Genomic DNA, 20,496 nt, shown 5'->3' on the forward strand with positions numbered 1-20,496 from the left:
TGATCGCGCGGGAGGCGCTCTTCCGCGCGACACACGCTGGCACAATGCCGGCCTGCCCTGCGGCCCGGATCGCTTGAGTTGCAGAAACTCTTTCGCTAGGGTGAATAGCAATCCCGCCTCGGCCGCCGCGCACGGCTGAGATTCCCGGATCCGGAGCCGAGGAGATGGGGCATGAGTGCGAGCTGGGTGGTTCTGGCCTCCGCGGCTTACCTTTGTCTACTCTTCGCGATCGCCTTCACCGTCGATCGCGGAGGTTCGTTGTTGCCGTCGCGCGCGCTGCCGGAACGCTGGATCTTTTCGTTATCGCTCGCCGTCTACAGCACCTCGTGGACGTTCTACGGCAACGTCGGTCAGGCGGCGACGTCCACGCAGGGATTCATCCCGCTTGATCTGGGCCCGATCCTCGTCTTCGTATTCGCTCAGCCGCTGCTGCGCAAGCTGCTGCGCGTATGCAAGAGCCAGCACATCACCTCGCTCGCGGATCTCGTCGCGGCCCGGTACGGCAAGAAGCGCTCGCTCGCCGCGCTAACGACGCTCATCGTCGTCATCGGCATCATCCCGTACATCTCCCTACAGTTGAAGGCGGTATCGACCACCTTCGACCTCCTGACGGCGACGCCTCTTGGCCCGCTGGCGGAGCGTGCTGCAGGAGCCGTGCCGATGCACCAGGACACCGCGTTATACGTCGCACTGCTGATGGCCGGCTTCGTGATGCTCTTCGGCACGCGTCGCATCGACCCCACGGAGCAGCATCGCGGCATGGTCACGACGATCGCGTTCGAGTCGCTGGTCAAGCTCGCGGCAATGCTGGCGGTCGGAGTGTTTGTGACATACGGGCTGTTTGATGGATTCGGCGATGTGGTCGGAGACGCTCTGAGCCGCAGCGATACGGCTCACCTAGTCGATCTCGCCGCGCAAATGCGGGTGCCGGAGTTCTGGTCGATCGCCGTCCTGTCGGCCATGGTGGTCATCTGTCTGCCCCGCCAATTCCAGGTACTGGTCGTCGAAAACACGCAGACGGCCCACCTGCGCACCGCCGCCTGGCTCTTTCCGCTTTATCTCGTCGCCCTCAACGTCTTCATCCTGCCGATCGCGCTGGCCGGCCGCTTGATCCCGGCGCTCACAGGCGTCAGTCCGGACAGCTACGTCCTGACGGTGCCGCTTGCGAGCGGTGCCACCTGGCTGGCCCTCTTTGCGTTCCTGGGCGGTTTTTCGGCGGCGACCAGCATGATCATCGTCGAGACCGTCGCCCTCGCGACGATGGTCAGCAACGCCTTGATCCTGCCGTCGCTGATTCGCGGGCGCCGGCTGCGCGACGCCAGCCAGCGCAGCCTCGTGGGCCTCGTCAAGTGGGTCCGCCGCGGCTCCATCCTCGGTATCCTCCTGCTGGCCTACTCCTACGTCCGCCTCGTCGGCAACTCCTTCGCGCTGACCGGCATCGGACTCGTGTCCTTCGTCGCCGTAGCGCTCTTTGCGCCCGTCATCGTCGGCGGACTTTACTGGCGCCGGGCGCACTGGCGCGGCGCCTTCTGGGCGCTCGTCGCGGGCTTTGCGGTCTGGTGCTACACGCTGTTGATCCCGTCCCTTGCCGAATCGGGTTGGCTTGGGAGCGGCTTGCTGGAACGCGGCCCCTTCGGCATCGCAGCGCTCAAACCCTACGCGCTGTTCGGCCTCGCCGGCCTCGACCGCATCACGCACGGCTTGATATGGAGCTTCGGCATCAGCCTGGGGACCTATGTCGGGGTGTCGCTGCTGTCGAGCCCGACCCAGGACGATCGCGCCCTCGCGGGGGCTTTCGTCGACAGCGTCCAGACGGCGCCCGAACGCGAGTTTTCCGCCTCGCTGCACTGGGGCGACCTTGCCCAGGTGCTGGCGCGATTCCTCGGCAACGACGCGGCGCGGCGCGAGACGGAAAGGCTCGCTGCCACGCGCGGCATTCCGCTCGAACTCGAACGCGCCGCCGACACCGAACTGGTCGGCGACGTGGAGAAGCTGGTCGCGGGAGCCGTCGGCAGCAGCCTCGCCCGCGTCGTCATTGCGTCCGTCACACGTGAACGGCAGGACAACATCGCCGGTGTCCTGACGCTGCTTTCGGAGGCCTCGGAGCAGATCGAAATGCAATGGGAGCGGCTGCGCGAAGCCGTCCAGAACATCGATCAGGGTCTCGCGATGTTCGACGCGGATCTGCGCCTCGTCGTGTGGAATGACCGCTTCTTCGAGATGTTCGCGATCGGCCCGGCCCTTGCGACGGTCGGCACTCCCTTTGCAGCGCTGATTCGGGAAACAACACGCGACGCGAATGAAGCCGAAACGGATTCACTCGTAGGCAAAGCCGTCGAACGGGCGAGGCTCTCCGAACCCCAGACCTACGAGCATCGGCGGCCGGACGGCCACATCATCGACGTTTACCAGAAGCGATTGCCCGACGGCGGCCTCCTCGCGACCTTCACGGACATCACTGACCGCAAACTCGCCGAAAAGGCCCTGTGGGACGCGAAAGCGAATCTCGAACAACAGGTCGAAGCGCGAACCGCCGAGGTCAGGGAAAGCGAACATCGCTTTCGGGATTTCGCGGAATCGGCGTCGGACTGGTTGTGGGAATGCGACGACCGGCTGCGCTTGACCTATCTCTCCGAGCGGGCGGCGGAGACGCTTGGCCATCCGGCAGTCACTGCGATCGGTCAAAGCCTCACGAGCCTCGCGGCGGCCCACGAAATCTCTCCGGAAACGTGGAAGAAGCATCTGGAGGATCTCGACGCCTACCGGCCATTCAGCGGCATCGAATATCCGATCGAGACCGGCGACCGTGAGATTACGCATGTGCGGCTGAGCGGCAAGCCGGTGTTTGACGCGAGTGGCATGTTCCTCGGCTATCGCGGTACAGCGACCGACGTGACCGAGCTCGCGCGCGCGCAACTTGAGCTGATCCGCCAGGAAAAGATGGCAGCCTTGGGGGGACTCGTTGCCGGTGTGGCGCACGAGATCAATACGCCTGTCGGGCTCGGCATCACCGCGACGAGCTTCCTGCGCGAACGGGCGAGCGAGTTTTCCGAACGCTACACAAGCGGGCAGATGAAACGGTCCGATCTCGAGACATTCCTCTCGACACTCGACGAATCGCTCGGATCCCTGGAAAACAACCTGCATCGCGCCGCGGGGCTGGTGCGCAGCTTCAAGCAAGTGGCGGTCGACCAGTCGAGCGACGCACCGCGCCGTTTCAATGTCAGGGAATACCTCGGCGAGATTCTCGACAGCCTTCGGCCGCAGCTCAAAAGGACGCCCCACTCGGTCTACGTCGAGTGTCGCGACGATCTCGAGATCGAAAGTTTCCCGGGGGCCTGGTCACAGATCCTGACCAACCTGATCGTCAATTCCCTGCAGCACGGCTTCACCGACGACGTACCCGGTCACATCGAGATCGTCGTGCGCGAAGACGCTGCAACGTTGTGGCTCACCTATCGCGATGATGGACGGGGAATGTCGGCCGATCTCGCGCGGCTCATCTTCGATCCTTTCTTCACGACTCGTCGCAGCGAAGGCGGCAGCGGCCTTGGGATGCACATCGTGTACAACCTCGTCACCCAGCAATTGCAGGGACGGATCACCTGTTTCACTGCTCCCGGAAAAGGCATAAGCTTCACGATAACCCTCCCTCTGACGACGGAGCCTCCAAATGGCTGATCCCGGCGTTCCCGCCAAGGCTGTCCCGGACGACGACGCGCTCTTGTTCGCCGACGAGGACACCTCGCCCCAGACGGAAACGCCCCTCAGCCATGCCTCCCCCTGGAAGATCCTCGTCGCCGACGACGACGAGGAAGTGCATGCGGTCACGCAGATGGTGCTGCGCGACCTTGAGTTCGAGCGACGCCCCATCAAACTCATTTCGGCGCACTCCGGACGAGAAACCCTCGAACAGCTCGCCGCACATCCCGACGTCGCCGTACTCCTGCTCGACGTGGTCATGGAAACCGATCACTCGGGGCTGGACGTCGCGCATCGCATCCGCGACCTACTCCACAATCACATGGTGCGGATCATTTTGCGGACGGGGCAGCCGGGCCAGGCGCCGGAACGCAGCGTGGTAATCGACTACGACATCAACGACTACAAGGAAAAGACCGAGCTCACCGCACAGAAGCTCGTGACAACGGTGATCGCAGGGCTGCGTTCCTATCGCGATCTCGTCACCATCGAGCGCAGCCGGCGCGGGCTGGCGCAAATCATCGACGCGTCGCGCGACCTCTTCGCACCCCAGTCACTCGCACGCCTGTCGTCTGGCGTCCTCACTCAGCTCACAGCCCTGCTCCACCTCGGGGAAAACGGTTTGCTGTTGCAGGACTCGGGCGTGGCGGCGATCCGCGGCGACGAATCCCAGGCGAACTACGAAATCCTCGCCGGCACAGGTCGCTTTGCGGGCACCGAAGGGCACAAGCTCAGCACCGAACTCGCGCCCGAAGAGATGCAGCGGATGCTGAAGATCGGCCAGGGCGAGATCGTGTTCTCGGGCGGGGAATTCATCGGCCGATTCAAGGCCCATACCGGCTCGGAAAACATCATCTTCGTCCAAACGGCGCATTCCAGCGAGGCGATGGACGTCAACCTGATCCGTCTATTCGCCTCCAACATCGGCCTCGCATTCGACAACGTGCATCTGCAGGAAGAGCTCGCCTCGACACAATCCGAGCTCGTGCACACCCTGAGCGAGGTCGTCGAGACGCGCTCGAACGAGACGGGCATGCATGTAGTCAGGGTCGGCGCGCTGTCGGCACTGCTCGCCCATCTTGCAGGCCATGACGAGACGGACTGCTTGATGCTGATGCAGGCTGCGCCGATGCACGACCTCGGGAAGGTCGGCATCCCCGACTCGATCCTGCACAAGCCGGGTCCACTCGCACCGGACGAGTGGGAAATCATGAAGACCCACACTTCGCTCGGCTACAACCTGCTGCATGGCTCGAAACGACGGACGCTGCAGACCGCCGCAATCATCGCGGAGCAGCACCACGAATGGTGGGACGGAGGCGGTTACCCGAACGGACGCAAGGGCAAGGAGATCCACCCCTTCGGCCGCATCGTCGCCGTCATCGACGTCTTCGACGCGCTCTCGCATCCGCGCTGCTACAAGGGCGCGTGGGAACTGGATCGGATCATCGAGTACATTCGCACGAATCGTGCCCGCCAGTTCGATCCGGACTACACCGATATCTTCCTTGGACACGCCGACCGCCTGATCGATTTGTGGCGTCAGTATCCGGACCCGGGCGATCACGAGTCGTAAGAGGCACCTAATCCGGCTTCGCCTCCAGCAGTCTACGATACTGCGCCATGTGGCGGATGGCTTCTCTCGGCTTTCTGAACTGTTCGCACAACAAGGCCAGGTTGTAGTGGCAATCGGCGAGCCGCGGATCGCCGCGCAAGGCCGTCTGGTAGGCCTCCATTGCTTCATGCTTGCGATCCATGTCGTCGAGCAGCACGCCGAGGTTGTACATCAGCGTCGGATCGCTGCCGCAAGCCGCGATCGCGTCACGGTAGACGCGTTCTGCCTCCGTCAGCGATCCGGTCTCGTGCAGCAACGACCCGAGATTGATACGGGCATCGAGCAGGTTCGGCGCCTCGGCGATGGCTCGCTCGTACGCGAGGCGCGCGGACTCGGGTTCGTCGCGCTCCAAGGCGAGCGCCTGCTCGAACCAGTGCGCAGCATGCGCAGGCGCGTGGGCGGGAGGTTCTGCGACCGGCTTGTACTCGACCACCTTCAGCGAGCCATCGGCCGGATCGCCTTCGAACGCGAGGAGGTACTGACCGGATTCGGCCTGCCAATGCCCCCCGCCTTCCCTCACTACGACGCGATCGGCGACCACGCGGACGGATAGGCCCGATAAGGGCATCTCCTCGGGAAGCCGGCCGCGCAGCGCCTTCATAGACCGCAGGACTCGCTTGGGCGGCACCTGCGCCTGCGCGAGCGCCCGGGCGATCCGCAGGATGAGGAGATCCTGGAAGGAGAACCGCCAGGCGTTGCGCGGGCCGCGCTCCGGCGAGACGAAGCCCGCCACGATCAGCGCCCGTATCGTGCTGCGCCGCAGGCCCAGGAACTTTTCGACCTCGCGCACGCCGTAGCGGTGCATCGGAGAAACCTCGCTATTTCTTGGCCGTCTTGCGCACGCTCGGCTCCGCGGCGGATCGCGCCCGCTTCGGTGGCTTGCGCGCCTCGGCCTGCGGGGCGGGCGCCGCCGGAGCCTTCTTCTCCAGGCTCGCGCGCAGCGCTTCCATCAGGTCGATCACCTGCCCGCCGCCTTCGCGCTCCTCGGTCAGCGTGATCTCCTGTCCCTCGACCTTCTTCTGCACAGCCGCTTCGATGCGCACGCGAACCTCGTCGGTATAGGCGTCGGGATCGAAGCGGTCGACCGCCTGCTGATCGATGAGCTGCTCGGCAAGCTTGAGCTCGGCGTCCTTGACTTCGGTGCGCGGAATGTCGAGGTCCTTGATGGAGCGCACGTCCGTACCGTAGAGCAACTGCTGCATGACGAGTCCGTCCTCGACCGGCCGGATCATCACCACATGCTGCTTGCCGTGCGACGCCCAACGGCCGAGCGCACAACGCCCTGATGCACGCAGCGCCTGGGCAAGCAGCGCATAGGGCTTGGCCCCGCCCTTGTCGGGGGCGAGGTAATAGGCCTTGTCGAAATACACCGGGTCGACGGTTTCGATGGGCACGAATTCGCTGATCTCAGCGCTGTGCGAACCCGTCTCCTCGAGCGCCTTCAGCTCGTCGGGGCTGAAGGTGACGTACTGGTCCTTGGCAAACTCGTAGCCCTTGACGATGTCGTCGCGCGGCACCACGACCTCTTCCTTCAAGCACACGTACTGCTGCTTGAGCCGCGATCCGCAGCCCTTGTGCAGCATGTTGAACGAGATAGTCTTGCTCGTCTCGGTGGCCGAATAGAGCTTCACGGGGATGGCCACCATTCCGAATGAGATCGTGAGCGATGCGATCGATCGTGCCGCCATGCTTGTCTCCGGGGGTCAGGTTTTGGCGCCCGACAAAGCCCCTTCCAGGCTCTGCTTGCGCTCCAGGGCGTCGTGCCAGCGATCGCCCGTTTGCCCAAGGCGCTGCGCGACATTGGTGATCCTGAAGTCGAGCGGGTGCGCGCTGGCCAGCTCGTCCCACGTAAGCGGCATCGACACCGGCGCACCCGGCACCCCTCGGGGCGAGTAGGCGACGTTCAGCGTCTTGCCGCGGACGTTCATATTGTAGTCAAGGAAGATCTTCCCGGTCCGCAGCCGCACGCTCCACTCCATCGTGATGTCGCGCGGATGCTGACGTAGCAGATGCCGCCCGACGAGCTCGCACACTTTGCGCGCGGCGTCGAAATCGAGCGTGCGGCGGATCGGGACGAAGATGTGCAGCCCGGTCTTGCCCGAGGTCTTCACGATCGCGTCCAGCGCCATGCTCTGCAGCAACTCGCGCAACCAGAAGGCCACCTCCTTGCCCTTCTCGAAGGCAATGGTGTTGAGCTCCGGCTCCGCCCCCGCTGCCTCCTTGCCCGAATAGATGTAGGGATCGAGGTCGAACACGACATAGTCGGGGTAGTTCAGCACCGAAGCCTCCAGCGTCGCGGCCGAGCTGCCGTAGTCCGTCCCCTGCACCGCCGCATCCGCGCCGGGGCTTGCCCGTGAATGCCAGACATGGAGCTCGATGGTCCCGAACTGCGCCAGCCACAGCAGCGTTGCCAGGTTGTTGCAGATAAGGACTTCGTGGCGCTCGTCCTTGTGCTCCGAATACACATCGAGCGTTTCGACGAACTCGGGCCGCTCCTGCTCCCAGCGCTTCTGGAAGAACCGCTGACCGAAGATACCGTCAGGCATGCGGATCAGGGTCAGCGGACGATCCGCGAGGTGCGGCAGGAGGTAGGGTGACACCTGGATAAAATAGCGCAGCAGGTCGCGCTTGGTCACCGCCGGCTGCTTGAGGGCAACATCCTCTGGCCAATAGACGCGATCGAGATGCGTCAGGCGGATCTGATGCGCGCCGACCGCGAGCGAGAAACTCGTCTTGCCATTCTCCAGCTGCTGCAGGATCTCGTCGATCTCGCCTGTCCCTCCCTCGACGCTCGGCGCCGCGCCGCCATGCGGCACTTGATGGGGAACCGAGCGCGAGTCGGGACGCCGCACCGCCTTGGGATCGATGTCTTCGCGCACGCGCAGGAAAATCGGCACGCGCAGGCTGCCGTCCTCGGTCCACTCCTGGAACTGCACTTCGACCACCATTTCCGGCCCCACCCAGGTCGTCGGGCCATTCAGCTCCGGCTTTTCCGCGAAGGGGCAGACATCCGTGCGCAAGCTCTCCAGCCGCGCCCTGACCTGCTCCAGCGTCGTGGCGTCGAAACCGGACCCGACGTGCGAGGCGTAACGCAATGCCTTCCCGTCCCAGTATCCGATCAGCAGCGAGCCAAGCGGCGCGCGTGAGCCCTTGCCGCGCGTGTAGCCTCCGACCACGAACTCCCCGCTCTGAGTGGCCTTGATCTTGAGCCACGACCTCGAGCGCCGGCCGGCCTCGTAGCGACTGTCCTTGCGCTTGCCGATGACCCCCTCGAAGCCGCTGGCGAGAGCGGCGCTCTGCAGCGCCTCTCCGTCCTCCGCGACATGGACGAGCTGCAGCAGGGGTGAAGGCAGCAGGCATTGAGAGAGGTAGCGGCGACGGTCGCGATAGGGTGCCCCGCGCAGATCGACGCCCGCGAAGTGCAGCAGATCGAAGCAGCAAAAGACCACCGGGGTCGTCCGGTCCGCCGCGGCGATGTCACGCTCGGTTTTCAGCTGAACGCGATTCTGCAGCGCATTGAAGGAAGGCCGGCCCGCCGCATCGAAGGCCACCAATTCCCCATCCAGGATCATGTCCGCCGCCTGCCCGTGCAATTCCGCGGCGAGTCGCGGAAAGGTCGCAGTCAGATCGAGGCCACGACGCGAAAGCAGTTTCACGCGCATTTCCGCCCCCTCCCCGGAAACGAAGGCCAGCACGCGATAACCGTCGAGCTTGGGCTCCCACAGCCAGTCCGGATTGCTAAACGGCGCCTCGCCGGTCTCCGCCAGCATGGGCGACAGCTTGGCGGGCATCGACCCGGGGTGGCCGGTGGGCGCCAGCGTCGCTGCGGCTACCCTGTGCGCCGGCAGCTGCTTGAGTTCCTCGACCGCCAGTCCGCTCAGCACCGAACGGTTCCTCGCCGCGAGGTCGGTCGCTCCCGCGAATCGGTCCTTGTGCTTGATCAGGAACCAATTGCGCGGCTCCCCGCTGCGCACCAGCGCGAAGGAGCCCTTCACCTTCTCCCCGCACAGGGTAAAGCTGAGCTTGCCCTTCGCGAGGCCCTCACGGATCCGCCGCTCGGCCTCGTCGCGATCCTGGAACGCGTACGCCTGCCCCTCGTCGGGCGAATAGACGCCGCAGTCCCAGACGATCACTTCCCCGGCGCCATATTGTCCCGGCGGGATGACGCCCTCGAAGGAGGCGTAGTCATAGGGATGATCTTCGGTCTCCACCGCGAGCCGCTTGTCGGCGGGATCGAGAGAGGGCCCCTTGGGAACTGCCCAGGATTTCAGCACTCCATCACACTCGAGCCGGAAGTCGAAGTGCAGCCGCCTGGCCGAGTGCTGCTGGATGACGAAGAGCAACGGCCCGCCGCCTGCCCGTAGCGCTGAAGCTGCGGGTTCTGGTGTGGCAGTGAAAGTCCGCTTGGCGGAGTACTCGCCGAGCGGGTCCGTCCCGGCCGCAGGCGGTCCCTTCGCCGGTTCTTTCGCTCGGCGCACCCCACGCGAGGGCGGAACCGCCTCAACCCCGCGCGGCATGAGGCAATCTCCCGGGAGAAATGCGATGCGATTGTCGACCGGAACGAGCGGTTTTTCGTACAAGGAGTGGCTCGGCTCCTTCTACCCCGAGAAGTTCCCCGCGAACGCGATGCTGCACTACTACGCCGAGCGCTTCACCACGGTAGAGATCAACAACACCTTCTACCGCATGCCCGCCGAGTCGATGCTCGCGCATTGGGTGGAAGAAGTGCCGCCCGGCTTCTCCTTCACGCTCAAGGCGCCGCGCCGGATCACGCACGAGGAGCGCCTGCACGACTCCGAAGCGAGCGTGGCCGAATTCCTGCGCCGCGCCGCCGTCCTGGGGGATAAGCTCGGCGTGCTCCTGTTCCAGCTGCCGCCGTTTCTCAGAAAGGATCTTCATCGGCTGCAAGATTTCCTGGCGGGATTGCCGTCAGACAAACGCTACGCCTTCGAGTTTCGCCACGCCTCCTGGCAGGACGACGAGGTCTTCGAAGCCCTCCGCTCTCACAGCGCCATGTATTGCGTCACCGACCCCGACGAAGGGGAAACGCCCTTCGTGGCGACAGCCGAGTGCGCATACATGCGCCTGAGGGGAACACACTACGAAGATAGCGACCTACGTACCTGGGTCGAACGTATTGCGGCACAACCGCTCAAGCACGCCTACGTCTACTTCAAGCACGAAGACGGGGCGCTGGGAACGCGCTTCGCCCGACGGCTCGAAGAGCTGTGGCTGGAAGCGGGCGGAACGCGGTGAGCGAAAAAAGAAAGCCCGCACCAGTAACGGTGCGGGCTTTCGAGGTGCCAACTGCTGCTTGAGACTTAGACCGTCACGGTCGCGGCGACTTCGCTGAACTCGGCGATCTGATCGAAGTTCATGTAGCGATAGACGTCAGCAGCCTTCGCATTGACGACCTGGACCTGCTCCATGTACTCGGCGACCGTCGGGATCTTGCCCGTCAGCGCGCACACGGCGGCGAGTTCTGCCGAGCCGAGATACACGCGGGTGTCGATGCCGAGGCGGTTCGGGAAGTTACGCGTCGAGGTCGACATCGCGGTCGAGCCCTTGCGGATCTGCGCCTGGTTACCCATGCACAGCGAGCAGCCCGGCATTTCCATGCGCGCGCCGGACTTGCCGAGCACCGAGTAGTAGCCTTCCTCGTTCAGGATCATCGCGTCCATCTTGGTCGGCGGAGCGATCCACAGGCGCGTCGGGATGTCCGACTTGCCATCGAGCACCTTGCCGGCCGCACGGAAGTGGCCGATGTTGGTCATGCACGAGCCGATGAAGACTTCGTCGATCTTGTCGCCGGCGACTTCGGACAGCAGCTTCACGTCGTCCGGGTCGTTCGGGCAGGCAACGATCGGCTCCTTGACGTCGGCCAGATCGATCTCGATCACGGCAGCGTACTGGGCGTCGGCGTCGGCCTTAAGCAGTTCGGGCTTGGCGATCCAGGCTTCCATCGCCTTGATCCGGCGGCCCAGCGTGCGGGCGTCCGAGTAGCCGTTCGCGATCATCCACTTCATCAGCGTGATGTTCGAACGCATGTACTCGATGATCGGCTCCTTGTTCAGCTGGACCGCGCAAGCGGCAGCGGAACGTTCGGCAGCGGCGTCGGACAGCTCGAAGGCCTGTTCGACCTTCAGATCCGGCAGACCTTCGATCTCGAGGATGCGGCCCGAGAAGATGTTCTTCTTGCCCTTCTTCTCGACGGTCAGCAGGCCCTGCTTGATCGCGTAGTAGGGGATCGCGTTGACCAGGTCACGCAGCGTGACGCCGTTCTGCAGCTTGCCCTTGAAGCGGACCAGCACCGATTCCGGCATATCGAGCGGCATCACGCCGGTCGCGGCGGCGAAGGCCACGAGACCCGAGCCGGCCGGGAAGGAGATGCCGATCGGGAAGCGGGTGTGCGAGTCGCCGCCGGTGCCGACCGTATCAGGCAGCAGCAGGCGGTTGAGCCACGAGTGGATCACGCCGTCACCGGGGCGCAGCGCAACGCCGCCGCGGGTCGAGATGAAGGACGGCAGCTCGCGGTGCATACGCACGTCGACCAGCTTCGGGTAGGCAGCGGTGTGGCAGAAGGACTGCATCACCATGTCGGCCGAGAAGCCGAGGCAGGCCAAATCCTTAAGCTCGTCGCGGGTCATCGGGCCGGTGGTGTCCTGCGAGCCGACGGTGGTCATCTTCGGTTCGCAGTAGGTGCCCGGCAGGATGCCCTTGCCTTCCGGCAGACCGCAGGCGCGGCCGACCATCTTCTGGGCGAGCGAATAGCCCTTGCCGGAGTCGGTGGGGTTCTGCGGCAGGCGGAACAGCGTGCTGGTCGGCAGGCCGAGGAATTCACGCGCCTTGGTGGTCAGGCCACGACCGATGATCAGCGGAATGCGGCCGCCGGCGCGCACTTCGTCGAGGATGACCAGGGTCTTCAGCTGCGATTCGGCAATGGTCGCGCCGTTCTTGAGCGCGGTGACCTTGCCGGTGGCGCCATCGACCTTCAGTTCGATCTCGTCGCCCATGTCCATCTGGCCGGCGTCGATTTCGATCGGCAGCGCGCCAGCATCTTCCATGGTGTTGAAGAAGATCGGGGCGATCTTGGAGCCGATGCACACGCCGCCGAAACGCTTGTTCGGCACGAAGGGGATGTCTTCGCCGGTGAACCACAGCACCGAGTTGGTCGCGGACTTGCGCGAGGAGCCCGTGCCGACGACGTCGCCGACGTAGGCGATCAGGTTGCCCTTCTTGGCCAGCGCTTCGAGTTGCTTGATCGGACCACGCTCGCCGGCCTTGTCGGCTTCAATCCCGGGGCGCGGGTTCTTCAGCATCGCCAGCGCATGCAGCGGGATGTCGGGACGCGACCAGGCGTCCGGAGCGGGCGACAGGTCGTCGGTGTTGGTTTCGCCGGTGACCTTGAACACGGTCAGCTTCTGCGAAGCCGGGACTTCCGGGCGCGAGGTGAACCACTCGGCGTCGGCCCAGCTCTGCATGACGGCCTTGGCATTGGCGTTGCCGGCCTTCGCGAGCTCAGCGACGTCGTGGAAGTAGTCGAACACCAGCAGGGTCTTCTTCAAGCCTTCGGCGGCGACGGCGCCGACTTCGGCGTCGGCCAGCAGGTCGATCAGCGGCTTGACGTTGTAGCCGCCCAGCATCGTGCCGAGCAGTTCGGTGGCCTTGGCGCGCGAGATCAGCGCACAGGCTTCTTCACCCTTGGCGACCTTCGCCAGGAACTCGGCCTTGACCTTGGCGGCGTCATCCACGCCGGCCGGAACGCGGTAGGTGATCAGTTCGACGAGGGCAGCTTCCTCGCCCGCGGGGGGATTCTTCAGCAGGGCAACCAGGTCCTGGGTCTGCTGCTTCGACAGCGGCAGCGGCGGGATGCCGAGGGCGGCGCGCTCGGCGACATGGGCACGGTAGGCTTCAAGCACGGCGAATTCCTTCCTATATCGTGACGGTGGGCGGGGCACCCGGTCGGCGACGACCGGGCGCGCGTTCGAATTATATGTCTTTTATAAGACTTGCGGTGCAATGCAGCAGCGGGGGTTCTTGCGAGCGTGAATTCTACTCCCCCAAACGCCCTGCAGCGCGCCTGCCCGGATGGGAAACTTCCCGACCGGAGCGGCGTTCGCCGACGCGCGACGCCCGTCACGCCCCCTCCGACGCATGCGATTTGATTCACGGGCGCATTCCACGGCACCATGTCGACACTTGCGCCGCGATGCGGACGAATCTCATCGAGGAAAGACCATGGCGACTCCGCTTTGCCCATGCCAGTCCGGCAGGCGATTTTCCGACTGCTGCGCTCCGCTGCTCGATGGTGAACTGCCGGCGAACAGCGCGGAGATCCTGATGCGCAGCCGCTACACCGCCTTTACGCTCGGCGACAGCGAATATCTCCTGAGGAGCTGGCACCCGAGCACCCGCCCGGGTCTACTGGACCTTGCTGCGGAGCCCGCTCCGAAATGGATCGGGCTGCAGGTTCGACAGCATGTCCAGACTGGGGAGGACTCGGCGATCGTCGAATTCGTTGCGCGTTACCGGGTCGGAGGACGCGCACATCGGTTGCACGAGACGAGCCGCTTCGTCCGCGAGGGCGGGCGGTGGTTCTATGTCGATGGCGACATCGCCGAATAGGCTTTCCGTCCGAATTCGCCTGGAGAACTTCCGAGATGAACCTCGAAAAAGTCGTTTTCGGCTTCTTCATCGTCCTCGCCGCCACACTGAACTTCGGCTTCTTCATCGGCGAGATCGACAACCCGACCCATCATGACGTCTACGAACTGTTCGCGGCGATCGTCGTGAGCCTGGTCGCCACCGTGCTCAAGCTCGGCGACCGGACCCAGATCGGTGCCGTCCATCTCTCGACCAGCCTCGTCGCGGACCTCCAGCTGCTTGCAGCGGCGATGGTGTGGGGCTACGCGGCTCACGTGTCCGCAGACGGCATGACCCCAGAGATGATGGCTCGCATCGTTTCGATGTCCGGGGGCGCCCTGTTCGCAAACGTGGTCTCGGTCGTCATCCTCATCGCCGAGACGATCATGCAGCGGCGCTGACCTTGCTGCGCCATCACAGCGTCTTCTTCCTGATCATGCGGCGCCTGCGCGCGCCGCTTATCCTGATCATCGCGATCATGGCGATCTCGGTGCTCGGCCTGACACTGGTGCCCGGCGTCCCTACCGATGGAAGACCGTCGCACCTGAGCTTCTTCCACGCGCTGTACTTCATGAGCTATACAGCGACGACGATCGGGTTCGGCGAGATTCCCTACACCTTTTCCGATCAGCAGAGACTCTGGATCACCTTCTGCATCTACCTGTCCGTGATCGGATGGGCTTATACGCTCGGTACCGTGTTCTCGCTCCTGGCCGACCGGAACCTTCAGCAGGCGATCCGCACCCAATCCTTCCTCCGCGCCGTCAACGACCTGCGGGAACCCTTCTACCTCGTCTGCGGCTACGGCGAAACGGGCCGCCTGATCTGCGACGCGCTTGACAGTCTGGGCTATCGCGCGGTGGTCGTGGAAATCGACGAGAACAAGATCGGCGAACTGGACCTCGAGTCCTATCGTGCCGACGTCCCCGCCCTATGCGCGGACGCCAGCAATCCCGAGATTCTGAAGTATGCCGGACTGACCCACCCGAACTGCACCGGGATCATGGCCCTCACCAACAGCGATGCCACCAACCTGGCGATCGCCATCGCGGCGCGGCTGCTCGCGCGCAAGGTTCCCGCACTATGCCGCGCGGAATCCCCGGACACGGCGGCGAACATGGCTTCCTTCGGCACCCGGCACATCATCAATCCGTTCGAGAAATTTTCCGGATACCTCGCGCTTGCGCTGCACGCTCCGGCGGCATGGCAGCTGCTCACCTGGCTCACGGGACTGCCGGGCACGACGGTCGAACGGCACCGCAACCCGCCGCACGGCGAATGGATCGTCTGCGGACGCGGGCGGTTCGGCCAGATGCTGATCGAGGTGATGGAACGCGAATGCATCCCGGTCACCATCATCGACAGACAGGGACCGCCGGTGACCACGCCGCGCTGGATCCAGGGCGATGGAACCGGCGCGGCGGCGCTGCAGGCGGCCGGCGTCATGCAGGCGGCCGGGATCGTGGCGGCCACCTCCAACGATGTGGACAACCTTTCGATCGCAGTCACGGCGCGCGAACTCAATCCCTCTCTGTTCGTGATCCTGCGTCAGAACCAGTATGCCAACCGGGGGCTTTTCGAGGCGTTCAACCACGACATCAACGTCGTGCCGAGCCAGATCATCGCCCACGAATGCCTGGCCATCCTCACGACGCCGCTGCTGGTGCCTTTCCTCAACGAGGTGCGGCAGCGCGACGAAAGCTGGTGCCGGGACCTGATCGAGCGCCTTACCGCCCGCCTCGGTTGGGAAGTTCCCGCCGTGTGGAGCGAACGCATCAACCTGTCGCGCGCTCCCGCGCTGTACCGCCTCCTCATGAAAGGCCGGACGATCACGCTCGAGGCGCTCCTGCGCAGCCCCTCCGGCCGCGACGACGCGCTCGCGTGCGAAGTGCTGCTCGTCGATCGTGACGACGACGACCATATCGTGACCCCGGACGAGGACGTCGAAATCCGCCCGGGCGACGAACTCCTGCTCGTCGGCAGCACAGGCGCCCGCGAGGAATTCCGCCTCCTCGTTTCGAACGAGAACGCCCTCGCCTACGTCCTGACGGGAGAAGACTTGCCCGGAGGATGGATCTGGGAGCGGTTGGCGGCCCGCCGGTCGGCGTCGTCGCCGACGGGGCCGGCCGTCACGCCTCGGCGACGAGCACGACCTCCTCCCCCCCAAAGCTGACCCGCGCCCCCGGCCGCAGCTTCGCCCGCTTGCGCGACTCCACCTTTCCATCGACGCGCACTTCGCCGGCCTCCACCGCCGCATGGGCCTGGCCGCCCGTTCCGACGAGACCGGCGGCCTTCAGCAGTTGATCCAGCTGGATGTATTCGCCGCGCACGGCAAAGGAAACGGCCATTAATTGCTCCCGCAGCCGCCGCGACACCGCGCAACGGCATTTGATCGATCAAATGATGTCGGCCTACACTGGCCGCCATCCCTTTTTTCATTATCGCCCGCCCCGGACATGACTGACGATCTGCTGCATCGCATCGACGATACGCTTCGCCGCGCGACCGACTCCGGAGCGCTGCAGCCGATTCGCACGGAGCAGACGCACGTCCACGACCGTGGTTTCGACTTCACAGTGCGCTGGGTCTCCTCGCTCGCGCTGAAGGACGCCGCCCGCGTGAATGAAGCGGTGCGGCGCGACCCGAACTTCAACCCCTTCCTGCCGCCCGATCCGCAGCTCACCGTCGGGCCGCTCGGGGAGCGCCACTTGGCGGTACTCAACAAATTTCCGGTGATCGAGCGGCACCTGCTGATCGTCACGCGCACCTTCGAAGAACAATGCGCCCCGCTGACCCTCGCCGATTTCGACGCCCTGGCGATGGTGATGCGCGACCACGGCGGCCTCGGCTTCTACAACGGTGGACCGGACGCCGGTGCAAGCCAGCGTCACAAGCACCTGCAATGGATACCGGGCAATGGCGCAGCGACGAAGCTGGCCCCCTTTACTCGTGGACTAGCGAGCGGTCCCTGGCCGATCGTCCATCCAGCCCTGCCCTGGCGTCACTGCTTCGTGCGCATCCAGCCACACTTCGGCGGTGGCGCGCTGCTGTCCGCGTTCGAGGCCGGCTGCCGCGCGCTCGGCGTCGACAGCGCGACCGATCCCATGCCTCCTTACAACTTTCTCGCGACGCTTGACTGGATGGTCGTGATCCCGCGCAGCTGCGAACGACACCACGATATTTCGGTCAATGCGCTCGGCTTTGCCGGTTCGCTGTTCGTGCGCCACCCTGAACAGATCGATACCGTGCGCGACATCGGCCCGCTCCGCCTGCTGACGGCCGTCGCCCAGCCTGCCTAACGAGTCACCCGGCTGCCGGCAGCGGTTCGAGCGGCGGCAAGCCGATCTGCGCGCGCAACTCGTCACACTTGGGATTCGGCACACCGTCTTCGAGAAAGGCCGGGAATTCGCGGCACGGCGTGGGGCGATTCTCGTAGATCGTGCAGTGCACGTGCTCACCCGGCTCGCCCGCCAAGGCGGTGCAACGTCGCGGCACCTCGTTCGAGCCCTTCATGCAGCGCAGGTGGTGATTGAGCTTCTCGGTCAGATGGGCAGGCACGAATCCGCCGGGCGCGTCGTCCGCTTCCGCCCAATAGAATGAGATCCGGAAGTGGACGCAGCACATGCCGCATCCCATGCAGGGATTCAGGTCACTCATCTTTCAGCAGATCACAAGGGCTTCATCCCATGCCGCGCCCGCGCGCGATCGCAGGCATCCTCGCCGATGCCGATCGGCGCGTAGGGGGCAAAATCGCGGCACGGCGACGGCCTGCCGTCGTAAATCGTGCACCGGACTTCCACGCCGATCTCGCCCTCGAGCGCGATGCAGCGCGGCGATGCGGTGTCGGTGCCGCGCATGCGCACGAGACGACCTATCACCGGAACCGTCATCGCATCCGGCACGCCTCCCGGCATCGCGCTCGCGAGTTCCGAACAGTGGAAATCCACGCGAAACGCTGCACAGCAGGCGCCGCAACGGACGCAGTTGTCGCCGCTCACCGGCGTCCCCGCGACCGCACCGTGCAACCTGCCGACAAGCACAGATTCACAGCGCCGCTCCGCAACACTTCTTGTACTTCTTGCCGCTTCCGCACGGGCAGGGGTCGTTACGGCCGACGGCGGCAGTCGCGGGGCGGCCGGGGTCGTCGATCGACAGGAGTTCGGCCTCGCCCCGGCCGAGTTCACGCCACTGCGCGATGATGCCGCCGATTCCATCGACCGCAGACTGCAACCACGAAAGCCGCTGCTCCTCGTCGGCTTGCGCCGCCGCCTCGTCCATCCAGGGGGCGATCAGCGCGTCCAGATCGGCGCGCACCTTCTGCACGACCGCTTCGGACAGGTCGGCTTCCCAGTCCGTCGGCCATAGTTCCAGCCCCTGCGCGAAGCCGTCCACCCACTCCTCACCGATCGCCGGCGAATCCCCTTCGCTGGACGCGTAGCAGAACGGCTCCCAGCCTTCGGGTTCGCCGATCGTCGTCGCCAGTTCGTTGTAGTAGCGTCGCACGAGGCGGATCGCACGCTGCATCTGGCTGCCGGAACCGAAGGACACCTCATCCCCGTGAGCCGACCATACGCACGGCAGCCAATCCTCCGGCTCGATGTGCAGAGGCGAACTGAGCACGGCGGCAAGGAAGCCGTCGAGCATTTCCAGGTTCATGCAGTCCTCGGGCACCACGTCCGAAGTCAGCAACTCCTCCAGCGCCTCGAAGTCCTCGTCATCGAGGATATGAGGATTGGTCTCGTCGTTCATCCCGGAATCTTCGGTCGTCATAGTCTTCTCGTCTTCTTCATCATGTCGATATCAGCGTGCGCCAACCGGCGCGCCCGTGCAAGCACCGTCTTCGAGGTCGCATACCACTCGATAGAGCGTCTGGCCGGAATCCCGGTACTTGCGCTCGAACGGCGTCAGCGGGACGGGCGCCTCGAAGGTTTCGACGGCGATCTCGCGGCCGGTGACCAGCGTCAGCGCGCACGCAAACTCTTCGGCATACACCGACCAGTTGCTGCGGCACTCCAACACCCCGCCCAGCTTCGGAATGAACGGGAAGACCGGGTGCGCATGCCAGCGGCGCGCCAGATGGCCGATTTTCGGCCATGGGTTCGGATACAGCACGTAGTGCCGCGCGAGGCGCAACCCGGCTTCGTGCATGAGGCGCCAGTAATCAACGAGATCGGCGCGTACGAATACCAGATTGCGCGGCATCAGCGCCTCGGGATAGGGCTTGCGGCGGGTCAGGCGGTCCTCCGACTGATCGACGCCGATCACCCAGTGGTCCGGATACGCCCGTGCGAGCTGGATCGTGCTGTGTCCGACGCCGCAGCCCGCGTCGAGGATCAGCGGCGCGGCGCGGTCCCATTCGGCGAGGCTCGCCGCGAAGGCGTCGCGGTTGTAGTCCGCGTAGGGCTTGAGAAATGGCTCCTCGAGATGCCGCAGCAAGCGCCGCTCGAGCTGCTTGTGGACGCCAGTCTGGGCGCTTTCGGGAATACGTGAATTGGCGTAACTCATTGTGGAATCTTCAGTTTGGCGCCTTCGCGGCAAGTCTATGCCGCCAGTGCAACCGTCTCCGCCTGGATGCCGTACCGCCCAAGGGCGGCATTGATTTCTCCGACCCGGGGCAGCGCGCGGATCTCCTGAAAGAGGGCTTCTGCGCCTGGATGGTTCCGCCGCAAGAGGTTGAGCCACTGTTTCAGCCGGCCCGGCGCGAACCGCGGCGCAAGCTTGCGCCGCACGCGCCACCAGAACAAGGCCAGCAAGGGCTTGAGCGCTTCCCACTCGGCATCGCGATCGGGCTCTCCGACAGGCGTGCTGCTCCCGGCCCTGTGACGAATCCGCGTCGCGAGGAATGGGTCGGCAACCGCCCCGCGTCCGAGCATCACGTCCGCGACTCCGCTCACCTCCCGGCAGCGCATCCAGTCGGCCTCGCTCCACACCTCGCCGTTCGCCACGATAGGGATCGCAACCGCATCGGCGACCAGCCCGACCCATTCCCAATGAGCCGGAGGCCGATAACCTTCGGACTTGGTCCTGGCATGGACGACGAGCTCATCGACGCCGCCGGCGGCAAGCGCCCGCGCGCACTCGATGGCCCTGCCCTTGTCCGCGATGCCAAGCCGCATCTTTGCGGTGAAGGGCAGCGAGCGCGGAACGACGCTGCGCACTGCCGCGGCGATGTCGTACAGCAGATCGGGTTCGTCCAGAAGTGCGGCGCCGCCGCGATGGCGATTCACGGTGGGCGCCGGACAACCGAAATTCAGATCGATGCCCGGCGGCGCGAGCGCTAGCAGATGCTCCGCGTTTTCGGCGATGCAGGGCGGATCTGAGCCGAGAAGCTGGAGCCGCACCGCAGTGCCAGCCGCCGTCCGCCCCCCGGTGAGCAACTCGGGACACAGGCGCGCGTAGAACCGATGCGGCAAGAGCGTGCCGGAAACGCGCATGAATTCGCTGACCGTCCAATCGTAGACGGCCGCCCGCGTCAGGACGTCCCGCAGGACATCGTCGAGCAAGCCCTCCATCGGCGCGAGAATCAGACGCAACAG

At 64.9% G+C, this 20,496-nt stretch carries 17 protein-coding genes; 7 read left to right on the forward strand and 10 right to left on the reverse strand.

The genetic code is table 11. From position 1 onward, the window contains the following. Positions 1-171 precede the first annotated feature (171 nt). Positions 172-3,681, forward strand: a complete 3,510-nt coding sequence (locus VJ673_RS21055) for a PAS-domain containing protein (protein ID WP_324128128.1) — start codon at positions 172-174, stop codon at positions 3,679-3,681. Next, entirely contained in the window at positions 3,674-5,278 is a 1,605-nt protein-coding gene (locus VJ673_RS21060) for a DUF3369 domain-containing protein (RefSeq protein ID WP_324128129.1), read from the forward strand. The genes VJ673_RS21055 and VJ673_RS21060 overlap by 8 nt, the downstream gene beginning before the upstream one ends. Positions 5,279-5,285: 7 nt before the next feature. Here VJ673_RS21060 and VJ673_RS21065 read toward each other — a convergent pair whose 3' ends face one another. From VJ673_RS21065 to ligD, 3 genes are read right to left on the reverse strand one after another with little or no spacing between them, the layout of a single operon-like run. Next, on the reverse strand, positions 5,286-6,122 hold the full coding sequence (locus VJ673_RS21065; protein WP_324128130.1) for a tetratricopeptide repeat protein: 837 nt from the start codon (positions 6,120-6,122) through the stop codon (positions 5,286-5,288). 13 nt (positions 6,123-6,135) lie between these two features. Continuing rightward, positions 6,136-7,005 (reverse strand): non-homologous end joining protein Ku, encoded by an 870-nt coding sequence (gene ku / locus VJ673_RS21070; protein WP_324128131.1) that lies wholly within the window; start codon positions 7,003-7,005, stop codon positions 6,136-6,138. 15 nt (positions 7,006-7,020) lie between these two features. Continuing rightward, on the reverse strand, positions 7,021-9,834 hold the full coding sequence (ligD, locus tag VJ673_RS21075) for a non-homologous end-joining DNA ligase (RefSeq protein WP_324128132.1): 2,814 nt from the start codon (positions 9,832-9,834) through the stop codon (positions 7,021-7,023). 25 nt (positions 9,835-9,859) lie between these two features. On the opposite strand from ligD, the gene VJ673_RS21080 reads away from it, so the two are divergent. Then, positions 9,860-10,573: a DUF72 domain-containing protein gene (locus tag VJ673_RS21080; protein WP_324128133.1), complete on the forward strand. Its 714-nt coding sequence runs from the start codon at positions 9,860-9,862 to the stop codon at positions 10,571-10,573. Between the two features lie 65 nt (positions 10,574-10,638). On the opposite strand, the gene VJ673_RS21085 is transcribed toward VJ673_RS21080, so the two are convergent. Continuing rightward, the gene (locus VJ673_RS21085) at positions 10,639-13,236 is read right to left on the reverse strand and encodes a bifunctional aconitate hydratase 2/2-methylisocitrate dehydratase (RefSeq protein WP_324128134.1); all 2,598 of its coding nucleotides are present in this window, start codon (positions 13,234-13,236) and stop codon (positions 10,639-10,641) included. A gap of 319 nt (positions 13,237-13,555) precedes the next feature. Between VJ673_RS21085 and VJ673_RS21090 the strand changes: the two genes are divergently transcribed. From VJ673_RS21090 to VJ673_RS21100, 3 genes are read left to right on the forward strand one after another with little or no spacing between them, the layout of a single operon-like run. Beyond that, positions 13,556-13,942 carry a YchJ family protein gene (locus VJ673_RS21090; RefSeq protein ID WP_324128135.1) on the forward strand — a complete coding sequence of 129 codons (387 nt, stop codon included), beginning with the start codon at positions 13,556-13,558 and terminating at the stop codon, positions 13,940-13,942. Positions 13,943-13,977: 35 nt separating this feature from the next. After that, positions 13,978-14,361 (forward strand): DUF6394 family protein, encoded by a 384-nt coding sequence (locus VJ673_RS21095; RefSeq protein ID WP_324128136.1) that lies wholly within the window; start codon positions 13,978-13,980, stop codon positions 14,359-14,361. 35 nt (positions 14,362-14,396) lie between these two features. Beyond that, a complete protein-coding gene (locus VJ673_RS21100; RefSeq protein ID WP_324128221.1) occupies positions 14,397-16,133 on the forward strand; it encodes an NAD-binding protein in 1,737 nt (578 codons plus the stop codon). Here the strand turns inward: VJ673_RS21100 and VJ673_RS21105 are convergent. Continuing rightward, positions 16,090-16,308 carry an RNA-binding S4 domain-containing protein gene (locus VJ673_RS21105; protein WP_324128137.1) on the reverse strand — a complete coding sequence of 73 codons (219 nt, stop codon included), beginning with the start codon at positions 16,306-16,308 and terminating at the stop codon, positions 16,090-16,092. The two genes, VJ673_RS21100 and VJ673_RS21105, sit on opposite strands and share 44 nt — an antisense overlap. A 108-nt stretch (positions 16,309-16,416) precedes the next feature. On the opposite strand from VJ673_RS21105, the gene VJ673_RS21110 reads away from it, so the two are divergent. Then, on the forward strand, positions 16,417-17,259 hold the full coding sequence (locus VJ673_RS21110; protein WP_324128138.1) for an ATP adenylyltransferase family protein: 843 nt from the start codon (positions 16,417-16,419) through the stop codon (positions 17,257-17,259). Between the two features lie 4 nt (positions 17,260-17,263). Here the strand turns inward: VJ673_RS21110 and VJ673_RS21115 are convergent, their stop codons facing one another. Genes VJ673_RS21115 through VJ673_RS21135 form a run of 5 tightly spaced genes read right to left on the reverse strand, consistent with a single transcriptional unit; the run spans position 17,264 to position 20,493 of the window. Then, positions 17,264-17,617, reverse strand: a complete 354-nt coding sequence (locus tag VJ673_RS21115) for a YkgJ family cysteine cluster protein (protein ID WP_324128139.1) — start codon at positions 17,615-17,617, stop codon at positions 17,264-17,266. An 11-nt stretch (positions 17,618-17,628) separates the two neighbouring features. After that, positions 17,629-18,000 (reverse strand): YkgJ family cysteine cluster protein, encoded by a 372-nt coding sequence (locus VJ673_RS21120; RefSeq protein ID WP_324128140.1) that lies wholly within the window; start codon positions 17,998-18,000, stop codon positions 17,629-17,631. A gap of 4 nt (positions 18,001-18,004) precedes the next feature. Beyond that, positions 18,005-18,730 (reverse strand): UPF0149 family protein, encoded by a 726-nt coding sequence (locus tag VJ673_RS21125; protein WP_324128141.1) that lies wholly within the window; start codon positions 18,728-18,730, stop codon positions 18,005-18,007. Positions 18,731-18,760: 30 nt separating this feature from the next. Then, on the reverse strand, positions 18,761-19,465 hold the full coding sequence (trmB, locus tag VJ673_RS21130; RefSeq protein WP_324128142.1) for a tRNA (guanine(46)-N(7))-methyltransferase TrmB: 705 nt from the start codon (positions 19,463-19,465) through the stop codon (positions 18,761-18,763). Positions 19,466-19,500: 35 nt separating this feature from the next. Next, positions 19,501-20,493: a tRNA dihydrouridine synthase gene (locus tag VJ673_RS21135; RefSeq protein ID WP_324128143.1), complete on the reverse strand. Its 993-nt coding sequence runs from the start codon at positions 20,491-20,493 to the stop codon at positions 19,501-19,503. Positions 20,494-20,496: the final 3 nt, after the last annotated feature.

It is taken from the genome of Aromatoleum sp. (assembly GCF_035254505.1).
Classification (GTDB): Bacteria; Pseudomonadota; Gammaproteobacteria; order Burkholderiales; family Rhodocyclaceae; genus Aromatoleum.

Bases quoted from the DNA above. Each gene is read 5' to 3' on its own strand.
- VJ673_RS21055 (WP_324128128.1), top strand. From the start codon at position 172: ATGAGTGCGAGCTGGGTGGTTCTGGCCTCCGCGGCTTACCTTTGTCTA.
- VJ673_RS21060 (WP_324128129.1), top strand. From the start codon at position 3,674: ATGGCTGATCCCGGCGTTCCCGCCAAGGCTGTCCCGGACGACGACGCG.
- VJ673_RS21065 (WP_324128130.1), bottom strand. From the start codon at position 6,122: ATGCACCGCTACGGCGTGCGCGAGGTCGAAAAGTTCCTGGGCCTGCGG.
- ku (WP_324128131.1), bottom strand. From the start codon at position 7,005: ATGGCGGCACGATCGATCGCATCGCTCACGATCTCATTCGGAATGGTG.
- ligD (WP_324128132.1), bottom strand. From the start codon at position 9,834: ATGCCGCGCGGGGTTGAGGCGGTTCCGCCCTCGCGTGGGGTGCGCCGA.
- VJ673_RS21080 (WP_324128133.1), top strand. From the start codon at position 9,860: ATGCGATTGTCGACCGGAACGAGCGGTTTTTCGTACAAGGAGTGGCTC.
- VJ673_RS21090 (WP_324128135.1), top strand. From the start codon at position 13,556: ATGGCGACTCCGCTTTGCCCATGCCAGTCCGGCAGGCGATTTTCCGAC.
- VJ673_RS21095 (WP_324128136.1), top strand. From the start codon at position 13,978: ATGAACCTCGAAAAAGTCGTTTTCGGCTTCTTCATCGTCCTCGCCGCC.
- VJ673_RS21100 (WP_324128221.1), top strand. From the start codon at position 14,397: ATGCGGCGCCTGCGCGCGCCGCTTATCCTGATCATCGCGATCATGGCG.
- VJ673_RS21105 (WP_324128137.1), bottom strand. From the start codon at position 16,308: ATGGCCGTTTCCTTTGCCGTGCGCGGCGAATACATCCAGCTGGATCAA.
- VJ673_RS21110 (WP_324128138.1), top strand. From the start codon at position 16,417: ATGACTGACGATCTGCTGCATCGCATCGACGATACGCTTCGCCGCGCG.
- VJ673_RS21115 (WP_324128139.1), bottom strand. From the start codon at position 17,617: ATGAGTGACCTGAATCCCTGCATGGGATGCGGCATGTGCTGCGTCCAC.
- VJ673_RS21125 (WP_324128141.1), bottom strand. From the start codon at position 18,730: ATGACGACCGAAGATTCCGGGATGAACGACGAGACCAATCCTCATATC.
- trmB (WP_324128142.1), bottom strand. From the start codon at position 19,465: ATGAGTTACGCCAATTCACGTATTCCCGAAAGCGCCCAGACTGGCGTC.